This window comes from Pseudomonas sp. TE50-2 (assembly GCF_040813665.1).
GTDB classification, from domain to species: Bacteria; Pseudomonadota; Gammaproteobacteria; order Pseudomonadales; family Pseudomonadaceae; genus Aquipseudomonas; species Aquipseudomonas soli.
Genome location: NZ_JBFNXN010000001.1, coordinates 3,373,016 through 3,386,965 on the forward strand (window position 1 = coordinate 3,373,016; position 13,950 = coordinate 3,386,965).

General features: G+C 64.5%; 14 protein-coding genes. 5 read left to right on the top strand and 9 right to left on the bottom strand.

Annotated features, from left to right (window positions below; all coding sequences use genetic code 11):
- Nucleotides 1-16: 16 nt before the first annotated feature.
- The 5 genes from metW to AAHK21_RS15490 form a co-directional block, all read right to left on the bottom strand.
- Nucleotides 17-637 (bottom strand): methionine biosynthesis protein MetW, encoded by a 621-nt coding sequence (gene metW, locus AAHK21_RS15470; RefSeq protein WP_110697353.1) that lies wholly within the window; start codon nucleotides 635-637, stop codon nucleotides 17-19.
- A gap of 7 nt (nucleotides 638-644) precedes the next feature.
- Nucleotides 645-1,784 (bottom strand): homoserine O-acetyltransferase, encoded by a 1,140-nt coding sequence (locus AAHK21_RS15475; RefSeq protein ID WP_094011022.1) that lies wholly within the window; start codon nucleotides 1,782-1,784, stop codon nucleotides 645-647.
- Between the two features lie 88 nt (nucleotides 1,785-1,872).
- On the bottom strand, nucleotides 1,873-2,463 hold the full coding sequence (locus AAHK21_RS15480; RefSeq protein ID WP_023630880.1) for a YggT family protein: 591 nt from the start codon (nucleotides 2,461-2,463) through the stop codon (nucleotides 1,873-1,875).
- A 10-nt stretch (nucleotides 2,464-2,473) separates the two neighbouring features.
- Nucleotides 2,474-3,292, bottom strand: a complete 819-nt coding sequence (proC, locus tag AAHK21_RS15485; protein WP_367857695.1) for a pyrroline-5-carboxylate reductase — start codon at nucleotides 3,290-3,292, stop codon at nucleotides 2,474-2,476.
- A 39-nt stretch (nucleotides 3,293-3,331) separates the two neighbouring features.
- Nucleotides 3,332-4,018 (bottom strand): YggS family pyridoxal phosphate-dependent enzyme, encoded by a 687-nt coding sequence (locus AAHK21_RS15490; RefSeq protein WP_367857696.1) that lies wholly within the window; start codon nucleotides 4,016-4,018, stop codon nucleotides 3,332-3,334.
- A gap of 65 nt (nucleotides 4,019-4,083) precedes the next feature.
- Here AAHK21_RS15490 and AAHK21_RS15495 point away from each other — a divergent pair, with 65 nt between their 5' ends.
- A complete protein-coding gene (locus AAHK21_RS15495; RefSeq protein WP_367857697.1) occupies nucleotides 4,084-5,076 on the top strand; it encodes a type IV pilus twitching motility protein PilT in 993 nt (330 codons plus the stop codon).
- 48 nt (nucleotides 5,077-5,124) lie between these two features.
- On the opposite strand, the gene AAHK21_RS15500 is transcribed toward AAHK21_RS15495, so the two are convergent.
- On the bottom strand, nucleotides 5,125-5,772 hold the full coding sequence (locus AAHK21_RS15500; protein WP_046853837.1) for a C40 family peptidase: 648 nt from the start codon (nucleotides 5,770-5,772) through the stop codon (nucleotides 5,125-5,127).
- A gap of 157 nt (nucleotides 5,773-5,929) precedes the next feature.
- Here AAHK21_RS15500 and AAHK21_RS15505 point away from each other — a divergent pair, with 157 nt between their 5' ends.
- Nucleotides 5,930-6,355 (top strand): TM2 domain-containing protein, encoded by a 426-nt coding sequence (locus AAHK21_RS15505; RefSeq protein ID WP_023630210.1) that lies wholly within the window; start codon nucleotides 5,930-5,932, stop codon nucleotides 6,353-6,355.
- Nucleotides 6,356-6,394: 39 nt separating this feature from the next.
- Here AAHK21_RS15505 and AAHK21_RS15510 read toward each other — a convergent pair whose 3' ends face one another.
- From AAHK21_RS15510 to AAHK21_RS15520, 3 genes are all read right to left on the bottom strand, one after another.
- Nucleotides 6,395-7,099 (bottom strand): SPOR domain-containing protein, encoded by a 705-nt coding sequence (locus AAHK21_RS15510; RefSeq protein WP_023630209.1) that lies wholly within the window; start codon nucleotides 7,097-7,099, stop codon nucleotides 6,395-6,397.
- A 1-nt stretch (nucleotide 7,100) separates the two neighbouring features.
- A complete protein-coding gene (gene argS / locus AAHK21_RS15515) occupies nucleotides 7,101-8,837 on the bottom strand; it encodes an arginine--tRNA ligase (RefSeq protein ID WP_367857698.1) in 1,737 nt (578 codons plus the stop codon).
- 189 nt (nucleotides 8,838-9,026) lie between these two features.
- Nucleotides 9,027-11,246 (bottom strand): primosomal protein N', encoded by a 2,220-nt coding sequence (locus AAHK21_RS15520; RefSeq protein ID WP_367857699.1) that lies wholly within the window; start codon nucleotides 11,244-11,246, stop codon nucleotides 9,027-9,029.
- Between the two features lie 169 nt (nucleotides 11,247-11,415).
- On the opposite strand from AAHK21_RS15520, the gene rpmE reads away from it, so the two are divergent.
- The 3 genes from rpmE (at nucleotide 11,416) to AAHK21_RS15535 (ending at nucleotide 13,903) form a co-directional block, all read left to right on the top strand.
- The gene (rpmE, locus tag AAHK21_RS15525; protein WP_031315083.1) at nucleotides 11,416-11,631 is read left to right on the top strand and encodes a 50S ribosomal protein L31; all 216 of its coding nucleotides are present in this window, start codon (nucleotides 11,416-11,418) and stop codon (nucleotides 11,629-11,631) included.
- 2 nt (nucleotides 11,632-11,633) lie between these two features.
- Nucleotides 11,634-12,455: a thermonuclease family protein gene (locus tag AAHK21_RS15530; RefSeq protein WP_367857700.1), complete on the top strand. Its 822-nt coding sequence runs from the start codon at nucleotides 11,634-11,636 to the stop codon at nucleotides 12,453-12,455.
- Between the two features lie 179 nt (nucleotides 12,456-12,634).
- Nucleotides 12,635-13,903: a malic enzyme-like NAD(P)-binding protein gene (locus AAHK21_RS15535; RefSeq protein WP_046853841.1), complete on the top strand. Its 1,269-nt coding sequence runs from the start codon at nucleotides 12,635-12,637 to the stop codon at nucleotides 13,901-13,903.
- Nucleotides 13,904-13,950 lie beyond the last annotated feature (47 nt).

Below are 13,950 nucleotides of genomic sequence, written 5' to 3' on the forward strand. Positions count from 1 at the left end.
ATTCCTCCGTTGAGGGTCAGACCGCGAGCTGATGCTCCTGCAGGCCCGGGCTGCTGACCCGATAGATACCGATCTCACCTAGAAGATTAGGCCAAAGCCGTCCACCCAACCCGTTACGGTGCAGGTGGTCGACGGCGAGGCGGTCGAGGACCTTGGCCTTGCGCTCATGGCACAGGTTCTCGAAGTCCTCGAAGGTGCAGAAGTGGATGTTCGGTGTGTTGTACCAGGTATACGGCATGAAGTCCGAGACCGGCATGCGACCCTTGGTCGCCAGGTACCAGCGGCAGCGCCAGTGGCCGAAGTTGGGGAAGGTGATGATGCACTGGCGGCCCACCCGCAGCATTTCGTCGAGGATCCGGTCAGGGTATTCCACGGCCTGCAGGGCCTGGGTCATGACCACCACGTCGAAGCTGTTGCTGGCGAAGTTGCCCAGGCCCTTGTCCAGGTCCTGCTCGATCACGTTGACGCCCTTGGCCACGCAGGCGGCGATGTTGTCGGCGTCGATCTCCAGGCCGTAGCCGGTGACGTTCTTGCGCTCGCGCAGCGAGGCCAGCAGTTCGCCGTTGCCGCAGCCCAGGTCGAGTACCCGGCTGCCGGCGGGGATCCAGTCTTGGATGATTTCCAGGTCGGCTCTCATGGGGTCCTCAAACGGCGATGCGGTTCATGTAGTTGGCGAAACCCTGCATGTAGCGGGGGGTCGGGATGAGGAAGGCGTCGTGGCCGTAAGGCGAGTCGATGTCCAGGTAGCAGACGTTCTTGCGCGCGGCCATCAGGGCGTCGACGATCTCCCGCGAACGGGCCGGCGAGAAGCGCCAGTCGGTGGTGAACGACATGATGCAGTAGTCCGCCGTCACATGGGCCAGGGTCGCCGCCAGGTCACCGCCATGGGCGGCGGCCGGGTCGTAATAGTCCAGGGCCTTGGTCATCAGCAGGTAGGTGTTGGCGTCGAAGCGCCCGGAGAACTCCTCGCCCTGGTAGCGCAGGTAGCTCTCGACCTGGAATTCGACGCTGTGGAAGTCGTAGTTGAGCTTGTCGCTCTTGAGCTCGCGGCCGAATTTCTCGCCCATCGAGTCGTCGGACAGGTAGGTGATGTGGCCGACCATGCGCGCCAGCATCAGGCCGCGCTTGGGGATCACGCCCTGGTCCTGGAACGAACCACCGTGGAACTCGGGGTCAGTGAGGATGGCCTGGCGCGCCACTTCGTTGAAGGCGATGTTCTGCGCCGACAGCTTGGGCGCCGAGGCGATGTCCACGCAGTGGCGGACCCGGTCCGGGTAGGTGATGGTCCATTGCAGCGCCTGCATGCCGCCCAGGCTGCCGCCGACGATGGCGGCCCAGGTGTGGATCCCCAGGCGATCGGCCAAGCGCGCCTGGCTGTGCACCCAGTCTTCCACGGTCAGTACCGGGAAATCGGCACCGTAGGGTTTGCCGGTGGCCGGATTGAGGCTGCTTGGGCCGGTGCTGCCATTGCAACCGCCGAGGTTGTTCAGGCTGACCACGAAGAAACGGTTGGTGTCGATGGGCTTGCCGGGGCCGATGCAGCTGTCCCACCAGCCCGGCTTGCGGTCGGTGGCGGCATGGTAGCCAGCGGCATGATGGTGGCCGGACAACGCATGGCAGATCAGCACGGCATTGCTGGCGCTGCTGTTGAGGGTGCCATAGGTTTCGTAGATCAGCTCGTACGAGGCCAGGGCGCGGCCACAGGCCAGGGCCAGCGGTTCATCGAACCGGGCGATCTGCGGTGTTACCAGACCGACGGAATCTTCGGGAAGGACAGTGGACATCGACCCTGCTCACGCTTGACGGAGGCGTAAGTCTAAAGAGCGCTACCCCCAGCGGCAAGCAAAGGCTTGCCGCTGGATGCAGGGTGGGTCAGATCATCCGCCACAGCTCTTGCGGCATGCCGGCGTAGGCTGCCAGCTGGGGCATGAGGAACGACTGGATCACCTGGATGGCGATGAAGGCGAAGATCGGCGAGATGTCCATGCCTCCAAGGTTCGGCACCAGGCGACGGAACGGCGCCAGCACCGGTTCGCTGATCTGGTAGGCCAGTTCTGCAGCCGGATTATGGCTGTTCGGCGCGACCCAGGAGACGATCACCATGACGATCATTGCCACCCAGAAGATCTTCAGGAACAGCGAGGTGATGCCCAGGATCGACCACATCAGCAGGTGCAGGACGTCACCGAAGGTGCCGTAGGTGACCATCAGCACGAAGGCCATCAACAGCGCCTGGATGATGATCGACAGCAGCAGCGAAGAGGTATCCAGGCCAGCGATGCTGGGGACCACGCGGCGCAGCGGCTTGAGCAGTGGCTGGGTGGCGCGCACGGCGAACTGGCTCAGCGGGTTGTAGAAGTCGGCCTTGACCAGCTGCAGCACGAAGCGCAGCAGGACGATCACCAGGTACAGGCTGACCAGGGTTTGCACCACGAAGATCGCGGCGCCGGACAGTGCATTCATCAAAAGCTCCTTATTTGCCCAGTTTCTCGGCCAGCTCGGCCGAGCGTTTCGCCGCGGCTTGCAGGGCCTGTTCGACGATGCCCTCGAAGCCGTTGGCCTGGAACGATTTGATCGCCGCTTCCGTGGTGCCGGCCGGCGAGGTCACGCGGCGACGCAGCTCGGCGGCGTCGACGTCGCTGGAAACTGCCATGCGGGCGGCGCCCAGTGCGGTCTGCAGGGTCAGTTGCGAGGCAGTCTCGCGCGGCAGGCCGAGTTTTTCGCCGGCAGCGGTCATGGCCTCGATCAGCAGGAAGAAGTACGCCGGGCCGCTTCCGGAAACAGCGGTCACGGCGTCCAGCTGCTGTTCTTCATCAAGCCACAGGGCGGTGCCCACGGCCGACAGCAGTTGTTCGGCCTGGCGGCGTTGTTCCATGGATACTTCCCGGGTCGCATACAAGCCGCTGACGCCTTGGCGCAGCAGCGCCGGGGTGTTCGGCATGCAGCGCACCAGGGGGATCGCGCCCAGCCAGGCCTGCAGGCTGGCGCAGGTGATGCCGGCGGCAATGGAAACCACCAGCTGGCCCGGTTTCAGGTTCGGCTTAAGTGTTTCGCAGACCGCTTTCATGACTTGCGGTTTGACTGCCAGGACTATCACGTCCACGCCATCGATGGCCCGGGCGTTGTCTTCGAAGGCTTCGATGCCGTGCTCGGCAGTGATCCGTGCGCGGGTTTCGGCACCCGGGTCGCTGGCGCGGATCAGCGCGGTGTCCAGGCCCTGGGCGCGCAGGCCGCCAATCAGGCTGGCGGCCATGTTGCCGGCGCCGATAAAGGCAATACGAGTCTTGCTCATGTCGGGTCCTTGTGGGGGAAGAGTGAGTTAAGCATGGATTCAGGCCTGACCGTAGTCGCGGGCGCCGAACAAGGCGGTACCGATGCGGACCCAGGTCGCGCCTTGGGCGATGGCGGCTTCCAGGTCATGGCTCATGCCCATGGACAGGGTATCCAGGCCGAGGCCGAGCTGGGCCTGCAGTTCACGCAGCGTGGCGAAAGCGGCTTCTTGCTCGGCGCGGTCCTCGGTTGGTTCCGGGATCGCCATCAGCCCGCGCAGGCGCAGGCCGGGAAGGGCGTTCACGGCCTGGGCCAGGGCTGGCAGTTCGGCGGGCGAGCAACCGGACTTGCTGGCCTCGCCGCTGACATTCACCTGCAGGCAGATGTTCAGCGGTGGCAGCTCGGCGGGGCGCTGCTCCGAGAGGCGTTGGGCGATCTTCAGGCGGTCCACGGAATGTACCCAGTCGAAGTGCTCGGCGATGGCCTTGGTCTTGTTCGACTGAATGGGGCCGATGAAGTGCCAGATCAAGGGCAGGTCGGAAAGCGCCTGTTGTTTTGTCAGGGCTTCCTGAAGGTAGTTCTCACCCATGTGGCGCAGGCCGGCAGCATGAGCTTCGCGGATGGCGCTGGCGGGCTTGGTCTTGCTCACTGCCAGCAGCTGCACGCTGGCCGGATCACGCCCGGCGGCCCGGGCCGCGCTGTCGATGCGGCGGGCAATGACGGAAATATTGTCTGCTAGGGTGGACATGGTTCGTCGCCGACGGCTTTGGGGTCTGCGGCATTCTACCTGCTTGATCGCCGTTGGGGAGTCTCATGGATGTGACCGACCTGCTGGGCCGGGCCGTGGCTGCGGGCGCCAGCGACCTGCACCTGGCCGTGGGCGAGCCGCCGTTGCTGCGCCTGGATGGCGAGTTGCAGCGCATGGCGGTGCCGGTGCTGACCTGCGCAGCTCTGGAACAGGGAGTGGCCGACCTGCTCGATGACGGGCAGCGGCGGCAATGGCTGAGCGGTGATGAACTGGACCTGGCGCTGAGCTTGCCCGGCGTGGGGCGCCTGCGCTTGAACCTGTTCCGCCAGCGCAATGGGTTGGGCGCAAGCGCGCGCCTTATCCCGGCGCGGGTCCCGAGCCTCGATGAGCTTGATCTGAACGATGTGTATCAAGCCGTTGCGCAATGCCGGGATGGCCTGGTGCTGGTGGGCGGGCCGACGGGTAGCGGCAAGTCCAGCACCCTGGCGGCGCTGCTCGATCAGATCAATCGCGAACGCGCGTTACAGGTCATCACTCTTGAAGACCCTATCGAATTTATCCACAGCGGCCAGGGTTGCCTGGTCAATCAGCGGGAGATCGGCGTGCACAGCCGTGACTTCGCCCAAGGATTGCGCAGTGCCCTGCGCCAGGATCCGGATGTGATCATGGTGGGTGAGTTGCGTGATCTGGAGAGTATCCGCCTGGCATTGCGCGCGGCAGAAACCGGGCATCTGGTGTTGGCAACGGTGCACACCCGCTCGGCGGTGAACAGCATCGACCGGCTGGTCGAGGTGTTCGCGGCCGAGGAGAAGCCGCTGGTGCGCATGATGCTGGCCGAATCATTGCGCCTGGTGCTGGCTCAGGTGCTCGTCAGGCGGGTGGGCGGCGGCAGGGTCGCCGCAAGGGAGGTGCTGATAGCGACGCCGGCGGTGCGCAATTTGATTCGCGAGGGGCGCATGGCACAGGTGCAGTCGGTGATGCAGGCGGGGGCGGCATTGGGGATGCAGACGATGGAGGGGGCGATGCAGGCACTCAGGCAGAAAGGCCTGGTCGATTAGCATTGCTGCCTGCTGGGGCAGTCGCGGGGCAAGCCCGCGATTGAGGGCTTAGCGCTTGGCCAGGGCCAGCGCCTGCTGGTTCTTGGGCAGGACGCGCTTGGCCACCACGTAGTGCTTTTGCCAATAGGGTTTTTCCAGGCTGTCGATGCTCACCCGTTTGCCGGTGCGTGGCGCGTGGATGAAGCGATCGTTGCCCAGGTAGATGGCTACGTGATTGACCCGGCGACTCTTGATGTTGAAGAAGATCAGGTCGCCCGGCTTGAGATCGCTCTTGGCCACCTTGACGCCCTGGCCCTGAGCCATTGCGTTGGAGGTGCGCGGCAGGTCGACATCGGCCACATCGTTGAACGCGTACTTGACCAGGCCGCTGCAATCGAAGCCCTTCTTCGGGCTGCTGCCGCCCCAGCGATAGGGCGTACCTAGTACGTTCACGGCGCGGCTGAGCACTTCGCTGCTCTGCTTGGGTGACATGGCCACGGCCTGCATGCCCACAGCTTGTTGCTGCTTGGCGGCGTTGGCCGGGCGAGCGCGCACGGAACTGCTGCGATACTGGATCGGGGTGCGTTTCACCGTGGCGTCGGCGTTGGTCGTATAGCCGGTGAATCCGCTGGGAAGTCGTTGCTCACGGTTGGTGGCGTGGGCGGCCAGGGGTAACAAAAGGCAGAGGGTCAGCCATGTCTTGATAAAAGGTGGCATAGATGAAGCTCTTATAAGTGTTGGCGCGCAACTTTATAACAGCTTTTTGATCAAATTCTGATCCGTTGGTCGCTCAAGCACGTACCATATGTCGGGTCAAAACGAAAAAGTCACATTTTTCCTTAGAAAATTTTCGGCTATCCCACGAGGGCTTCGAATGAATGGTTATCAACAGGGTGCTCCCTCGCACGACACCCATAGCAAGGTTCTCGGCTACCTGCTGTGGATCTTCGGCTTTACCGGCTCGCACCGCTTCTACTACGGCAAGCCGATCACCGGAACCATCTGGTTCTTCACCCTGGGCCTGCTGGGCATCGGCTGGCTGATCGACCTGTTCCTGATCCCGTCGATGGACCGTGAGGCAGACATGCGTTTCGAGTCGGGCGGCGTGGACTACAACCTGGCGTGGATACTCCTGACCTTCCTCGGCATCTTCGGCGTGCATCGGCTGTATCAGGGCAAGTGGATCAGCGCGCTGATCTACCTGTTCACCGGCGGGTTGTTCCTGTTGGGCGTGCTGTATGACTTCTGGACGCTCAACAGCCAGATTTCCCAGGTCAACGCCGAGCGTCGCCGGGTATGAAAAAAGGCCTTGTCGCTGCGAGCGGCAAGGCCTTTTTCGTTACTGACGCCGCTGTTGCAGCAGCAGGTTGCTGAAACCTGCCCCGGCCAGTTGTTTCTGCGCCACGGTCAGCTGTTCGCGGTTGCTGAACGGGCCGACCATCACGCGGTACCAGGTCTCTTCCTTGACCGTGCCCGACTCAACCTTGACCGCCTGGCCAAGCAGGATGATCTGCGCACGGACCTTGTCGGCATCGGCCTGCTTGCGGAACGAGCCGGCCTGCAGGAAGAACTGGGTCGTGGCCGCTGGCTTGATCACCGGTGGTGCCGGTGGCGGTGTCTGGCCCAGCAGGGCGGCCTGGGCGCGAGCCGTGTCGATCTTCGCCGCTTCCGCAGGGGTGACCGGAGTACTTGGCACGGGCGGTTGCGCCGGCACCGGCGGGGTTTTCTCCGGCACGGCCTCGGGCGGCACGATCACTTCCGACTCCGGCAGCAGGGTGTAGAAGTCATACTTCGGCTTCACCGGTTGCTGTGGCGTCGGCGTGGTGGTCTTGCTCGCTTCGGCGACCTTCTCCTGCTTATGTTGCTCGGGCTTGGTGCGCTTGATATCAGCGCCACCGGGTTCGAGCTTCATCAGGAAGACGATGAACGCCCCCACGGTCAGGCCGACCGCCAGCCACACCCAGCCCGGAATCGGCTGCTTGCTGGCAGGCGGCTGGGAGCGGCTGGCGCCGCGCTTGGGTGCGGGTTTCTTCTTTGCAGCCAACTTACATGCGCTCCAGGGTTTCCAGGCCGAGCAGTTCCAGGCCCTGCTTGAGGGTGTGGCCGGTCAGGGCAGCCAGGCGCAGGCGGCTCTGCTGTTGTTCGGCGGTTTCGGCGGAAAGGATCGGGCAGTTCTCGTAGAAGCTGGAGAACAGGCCGGCGAGGTCGTACAGGTAGGTGCACAGCACGTGAGGCGTGCCTTTTTCGGCGACGTTGTTGAGGATCTCGCCGAACTGCGCCAGGCGCGCGGCCAGGTCCTGCTCGTGCGCTGCCTGCAGGACGATGCTGCCGTCGACTTCGTCGAAGCCCTTGCCGAGCTTGCGGAACACGCCGGCCACGCGGGTGTAGGCGTACAGCAGGTACGGCGCGGTGTTGCCCTCGAAGTTCAACATCAGTTCGAAGTTGAAGCTGTAGTCGCTGGTGCGGTGCTTCGACAGGTCGGCGTACTTGACCGCGCCGATGCCGACCACTTCACCGATGTGGCGCAGCTCGTCCTCGGCCAGCGACGGGTTCTTCTCCTTGACCAGCGCATAGGCGCGGTCCTTGGCCTCGGTGAGCAGGTCGATCAGCTTGACGGTGCCGCCATCGCGGGTCTTGAACGGGCGGCCATCGGCGCCGTTCATGGTGCCGAAGCCCATGTGCTCCATCTTCATCGGGTGGCCGACAAAACCTGCGCGGCGGGCCACTTCGAACACCTGGTTGAAGTGCAGGGCCTGGCGCTGGTCAACGAAGTACAGGGCACGGTCGGCCTGCAGCTTGTTGCTGCGGTAGCGCACGGCGGCCAGGTCGGTGGTGGCGTACAGGTAGCCGCCGTCGGCCTTCTGCACGATCACCGGCAGCGGCTCGCCCTCGGCGTTCTTGAATTCCTCGAGGAACACGCACTGGGCGCCCTGGTCCTCGACCAGCAGGCCCTTGGCCTTGAGGTCGGCGACCACATTGGCCAGGTCGTCGTTGTAGGCGCTCTCGCCCATCACGTCGGCCATGGTCAGCTTGACGTTGAGCAGTTCGTAGGTCTTCTGGCAGTGGGACAGCGAGATGTCCTTGAAGCGCGTCCACAGCGCCAGGCACTCGGGATCACCGGCCTGCAGCTTGACCACCAGCCCGCGGGCGCGGGTGGCGAACTCTTCGGACTCGTCGAAGCGTTTCTTCGCGGCGCGGTAGAAGTTCTCCAGATCCGACAGCTCGTCACTGGTGATCGGGTTTTCCTGGAGGTAGGCCATCAGCATGCCGAACTGGGTACCCCAGTCACCCACGTGGTTCTGGCGGATGACGTCGTCACCGAGGAACTCCAGTACCCGGGCAACGCTGTCGCCGATGATGGTCGAGCGCAGGTGGCCGACGTGCATCTCCTTCGCCAGGTTCGGTGCCGACATGTCGATCACCACCTTTTCTGCCGGGCCGGCCTTGCGCACGCCCAGGTGGCCATCGGCCAGGGCGGCGTCGAGGCGGCCTGCCAGCGCTTCGGTGTTCTGGAAGAAGTTGAGGAAGCCGGGGCCGGCGATCTCGGCCTTGGTGATGTCGGCACTGGCCGGCAGGGCGGCGATGATCTTCTCGGCCAGGTCGCGCGGCTTCATGCCCGCTGGCTTGGCCAGCATCATGGCAATGTTGCTGGCGAAGTCGCCGTGGGTCTTGTCCCGGGCGTTTTCCACCTGGATCGCCGGCGTCAGCCCTTCAGGCAGCACACCGTCGGCGACGAGTTGGGTGAGGGCTTGCTGGATCAGCTGGCGAATGGTGTCTTTCATGAGGGTCTCTTTTCGACCGCAAGCGCGGTGGAGCGCTTCGATGCGCAGGTGGAAAAACTGGGCATTATCCGTTGCCGGGGGCGGGTTGCCAACCTTTTGGGGCACAGTCCACTGTTGGCGTGGGAGCGGGCTTGCCCCGCGATGACGCCATCGCGGGGCAAGCCCGCTCCCACGCCAACCCTCAAACAGTCAGTAAAGGTCGACCGGATCGACATCCAGCGACCAGCGCACCTGGCGCCCCGACGGCATCTGCTCCAACACTAGCAACCAGGCACTGATCAGTCGATGCAGGGGTGCCCGGGCATTGGCCTGGAGCAATAGTTGCGCACGGAACCTGCCCGCCCGTCGCTCCATGGGGGCCGGTACCGGGCCGAGCAACTCGATGCCATGCAGGCCCTGCTCGGCAACTATGCGCTCGGCGGCGGCGCAGGCTTCGTCAAGGAAGCCTTCCGCCTGGCCCGGCTTGTGCGCGTCGGCGCGTAGCAGCGCCAGGTGGGCGAACGGCGGCAGCCCGGCCGCACGGCGCTCGCTCAAGGCCTGTTCGGCAAAGGCGAAGTAGCCCTGCTCGGTCAATTGCACCAGCAGTGGGTGATCGGCCAGGTGGGTCTGCACGATGACCTTGCCCGGTTCCTCGGCGCGCCCGGCGCGGCCGGCCACCTGGACGATCAGCTGGGCCATGCGTTCGCTGGCGCGGAAGTCGCCGGAGAACAGCCCGCCGTCGGCATCGAGGATCGCGACCAGGGTTACGCGGGGGAAATGGTGCCCCTTGGCCAGCATCTGGGTGCCGACCAGGATGCTCGGCTGGCCACGCTGGATAGTGGCGAACAGGTTGTGCATGGCGTCCTTGCGCGAGGTGCTGTCGCGGTCTACGCGCAGGATCGGGTAGTCCGGGAACAGCACTTTCAGGCGCTCCTCGGCACGCTCGGTACCGGCGCCCACCGGGCGCAGGTCGACATGGGCGCATTGCGGGCACTGCAGCGGCAGGCGCTCGTCGTAGCCGCAATGGTGGCAGCGCAGCACGGCGGAGCGCTGGTGCACGGTCATGCGCGCATCGCAGCGCGGGCATTCGGAGAGCCAGCCGCAGTCGTGGCACAGCAATGTGGGGGCGAAGCCGCGGCGGTTGAGGAACACCAATACCTGCTGGCCGGCCTCAAGCGTCTGGCGGATGGCCTGCTGCAATGGGCCGCTGATGCCGCTGTCCAGTGGCAGACTGCGTACGTCCAGGCGCAGGAAGCGGGGCGCCTTGGCGCCGCCGGCGCGGTGGTTCATGCGCAGCAGGCCGTAGCGGCCACTGTGGGCGTTGTGCAGGCTTTCCAGCGACGGTGTGGCCGAGCCCAGCAGGATCGGGATGTTCTCCTGGTGCGCACGCACTACGGCCAGGTCGCGGGCGTGGTAGCGCAGGCCTTCCTGCTGTTTATAGGAGCCGTCGTGTTCTTCGTCGATGATGATCAGGCCCGGGTTCTTCATCGGGGTGAACAGTGCCGAACGGGTGCCGATGATGATGTCCGCATCGCCATCGCGTGCCGCCAGCCAGGCGTCCAGGCGCTCGCGATCGCTCACCGCCGAATGCAGCAGGGCGATGCGCGCGTTGAAGCGTTGCTCGAAGCGTTGCAGGGTCTGCGGGCCGAGGTTGATCTCGGGGATCAGGATCAGAGCCTGCTTGCCGGCTTCGAGGGTTTCGCGGATCAGTTGCAGGTAGACCTCGGTCTTGCCGCTGCCGGTGACGCCGGCCAGCAGGTAGGCGTGGAAGGCGCCGAAGCCCGAGCGCACGGCCTCGAAGGCAGCGCGCTGTTCCTCGTTGAGCGGCAGTTCCGGTTGGGCGAGCCAGTGCTCGTGGCGTGCGGCCGGCAGATGGCGGCGTACTTCGACTTCCACCAGCTCCTTGGCCAGCAGCAGGTCGAGGCTGTCCTTGTTCAGACCAAGCTTGCTCAACAGGCTGTGGGCCACGCCGTGGGGGTGCTGCGACAGGGTCTTGAGGGCGTCGCGCTGGCGTGGGGCGCGGGCGATGCGCGGGTCTTCCAGGCGCGCACCGGGCGCGACATGCCAGAAGCGCTCCTGGCGCGCCTCGGCCGGCTCGCCCTGGCGCAGCAGCGTCGGCAGGGCCCAGTTGAGGGTGTCGCCCAGGCTGTGCTGGTAGTACTGGGCCGTCCACAGGCACAGCTTGAACAATGCCGGCGGCAGGGGTGAGACCGGGTCGAGCAGAGCGCTGGCCGGCTTGAGCTTGTCGGCGGGCACCTCGCTGTGCTCGGCGACTTCCACCAGCACCCCGATCATCTCGCGGCGGCCGAACGGCACGCGGATGCGCATGCCGGGCGTCAATGCCTGGCGTGCCATGCTCGCGGGCGCCCGGTAGTCGAACAGGCGACGCAGGGGCGAGGGCAGGGCAAGGCGCAGAATGACGTCGGACACGCGGAAGGTCTCTGGAGGGCGTTTCACAAATCAGGCGAGCCTAGCAGACGACGGTCGGTGCAAGCGACAACTTGCGCTACGGCTGCTCTCTGGTATTATTCGCCGCCTAATTACGTGCGGTATTCAACAATAGGTGTTGGGTGGCGGCACGCAGCTCGAGGAAGTGACCATGAAAGCAGATATTCATCCGAACTACGAAGTAGTTGCAGTCACCTGCAGCTGCGGCAACAAGTTTGAAACTCGTTCGACCATGGGCAGCGTCCTGGCGATCGACGTTTGCAACCTGTGCCACCCGTTCTACACCGGTAAGCAGAAAGTCCTGGACACCGGCGGCCGCGTACAGAAGTTCGCCGATCGCTTCGGCATGTTCGGTGCCAAGAAGTAATCATGCACATGGCGAAGCCTTCGGGGTTCGCGCTGTTGCAAAAGAAGGCGCCCCTTGTGGGCGCCTTTTTTGTGGGCGCGATCTGGCACTTCCCGGCGCTGGCCTTCTGTCCATTGCCCGACAGCGCGCAGTCGGTGGCGGTGCGTCAGGTGGTCGATGGCGACACCTTGCGCCTGAGCGATGGGCGCAGCGTGCGGCTGATCGGTATCAACGCCCCCGAGATCGGCCGCAAGGGGCGCCCCAGCGAACCTTATGCCGAGGCTGCCAAGAAGCGCCTGCAGGCGCTGGTGAAGGCCAGTGATGGCCGTGTCGGGCTGGTTCCGGGCGTCGAACCCAAGGACAAGTACGGCCGTATCCTGGCGCATATCTATGGCCGCACTGGCAACAATCTGGAAGCACAACTGCTCAGCGAGGGCCTGGGCTACCAGGTAGCGATTGCACCCAACGTGCAGCTGTCGGGCTGCCAGCAGCAGGCCGAGCAGCAGGCGCGCAAGGCCAGGGCAGGGCTGTGGCGACAATCGCCGGTCACGCGTGGGCGCGATGTGCGGCAATCCGGATTCGCGGTGATCGGCGGCAGGATCAATGGAATCGAGCGCAATCGCGGCGGCGTCTGGCTGGAGCTTGACGAGGGCGTGGTCCTGCAGGTTCCCGCTCGTCTGCAGCGCCACTTCCCCGCCAGCTTCTTCGCTAACCTCAAGGGACGCCAGGTCGAGGCGCGTGGCTGGGTGCTGGATCGTTCCCGCAAGGGCGGGCTCAAGCCTGGGCAGCGACGCTGGCTGTTGCCATTGACCGATCCGAGCATGTTGGCGCTTGTTTCTGGCTAAATAGTTGTAGACATTTTGCTATTGGATTGTACACACTGGCTCCCGTAAGCCCCGTGGGTTATAGCGTAAAGTCGTAGGCCAAAGGCCTTGACACATAGTGACCGGGCAGTCTTGTCGCCCCCCGGCTCTTTGCGTATCCTCGGCGGTCCGTCAGAACAGTAAATAGCGGAATGCCCATCATGTCAGACCTGAAAACCGCCGCTCTCGAATACCACGCTCAGCCTCGTCCGGGGAAACTGAGCGTCGAGCTCTCCAAGCCAACCGCCACTGCCCGTGACCTCGCCCTGGCCTACAGCCCGGGTGTCGCCGAGCCTGTGCGCGAGATCGGCCGTGATCCGGAGCTGGCCTACAAGTACACCGGCAAGGGCAACCTGGTTGCGGTGATCTCCGATGGCACCGCCATCCTCGGTCTGGGTGACCTCGGCCCACTGGCCTCCAAGCCGGTCATGGAAGGCAAGGGTGTTCTGTTCAAGCGTTTCGCCGGTATCGACGTGTTCGATATCGAAGTCGAGTCGGAGAGCCCGCAAGCCTTCATCGACACCGTTCGCCGCATCTCCATCACCTTCGGCGGCATCAACCTGGAAGACATCAAGGCTCCCGAGTGCTTCGAGATCGAGCGCACACTGATCGAGCAGTGCGACATTCCCGTCTTCCACGATGACCAGCACGGCACCGCGATCGTTACCGCGGCCGGCATGATCAACGCCCTGGAAATCGCCGGCAAGAAGCTCGAAGACGCGAAGATCGTCTGCCTGGGCGCCGGTGCCGCAGCCATCTCCTGCATGAAACTGCTGGTGAGCATGGGTGCCAAGGTCGAGAACATCTTCATGATCGACCGCAGCGGCGTGATCCACGCTGGCCGCGACGACCTGAACCAGTACAAGGCCCAGTTCGCCCACGCCACCGACAAGCGCACCCTGGCTGACGCCCTGGACGGCGCAGACGTGTTCGTCGGCTTGTCCGGCCCGAACCTGCTGAGCGCCGAAGGCCTGAAGTCGATGGCCGCCAACCCGATCGTGTTCGCCTGCTCGAACCCGGACCCGGAAATCGCCCCGGAGCTGGCTCACGCCACCCGCAGCGACGTGATCATGGCCACCGGTCGTTCCGACTACCCGAACCAGGTCAACAACGTACTGGGCTTCCCGTTCATCTTCCGTGGTGCCCTGGACGTTCGCGCCAAGCGCATCAACGAAGAGATGAAGATCGCTGCCGCCATCGCCCTGAAGGACCTGGCCAAGCTGCCGGTGCCGAAGGAAGTCTGCGAAGCCTATGGCGTGCAAGCCTTGGAGTTCGGCCGTGAGTACATCATTCCGAAGCCGCTGGATGCTCGCCTGATCACCGTGGTTTCCGATGCCGTGGCCAAGGCCGCCATCGAGTCCGGTGTGGCCACCCTGCCGTATCCGAAGCACTACCCGCTCAAGAGCGTGGATGACGTGTTCAACGGCTGATCAAGTCGTAGCGTCATGAAAAAGCCCCGGCTCGCAAGAGTCGGGGC

Bases quoted from the DNA above. Each gene is read 5' to 3' on its own strand.
- rpmE (WP_031315083.1), top strand. From the start codon at position 11,416: ATGAAAGCAGATATTCATCCGAACTACGAAGTAGTTGCAGTCACCTGC.
- AAHK21_RS15490 (WP_367857696.1), bottom strand. From the start codon at position 4,018: ATGTCCACCCTAGCAGACAATATTTCCGTCATTGCCCGCCGCATCGAC.
- metW (WP_110697353.1), bottom strand. From the start codon at position 637: ATGAGAGCCGACCTGGAAATCATCCAAGACTGGATCCCCGCCGGCAGC.
- AAHK21_RS15535 (WP_046853841.1), top strand. From the start codon at position 12,635: ATGTCAGACCTGAAAACCGCCGCTCTCGAATACCACGCTCAGCCTCGT.
- AAHK21_RS15530 (WP_367857700.1), top strand. From the start codon at position 11,634: ATGCACATGGCGAAGCCTTCGGGGTTCGCGCTGTTGCAAAAGAAGGCG.
- argS (WP_367857698.1), bottom strand. From the start codon at position 8,837: ATGAAAGACACCATTCGCCAGCTGATCCAGCAAGCCCTCACCCAACTC.
- AAHK21_RS15505 (WP_023630210.1), top strand. From the start codon at position 5,930: ATGAATGGTTATCAACAGGGTGCTCCCTCGCACGACACCCATAGCAAG.
- AAHK21_RS15475 (WP_094011022.1), bottom strand. From the start codon at position 1,784: ATGTCCACTGTCCTTCCCGAAGATTCCGTCGGTCTGGTAACACCGCAG.
- AAHK21_RS15495 (WP_367857697.1), top strand. From the start codon at position 4,084: ATGGATGTGACCGACCTGCTGGGCCGGGCCGTGGCTGCGGGCGCCAGC.
- AAHK21_RS15480 (WP_023630880.1), bottom strand. From the start codon at position 2,463: ATGAATGCACTGTCCGGCGCCGCGATCTTCGTGGTGCAAACCCTGGTC.
- AAHK21_RS15500 (WP_046853837.1), bottom strand. From the start codon at position 5,772: ATGCCACCTTTTATCAAGACATGGCTGACCCTCTGCCTTTTGTTACCC.
- proC (WP_367857695.1), bottom strand. From the start codon at position 3,292: ATGAGCAAGACTCGTATTGCCTTTATCGGCGCCGGCAACATGGCCGCC.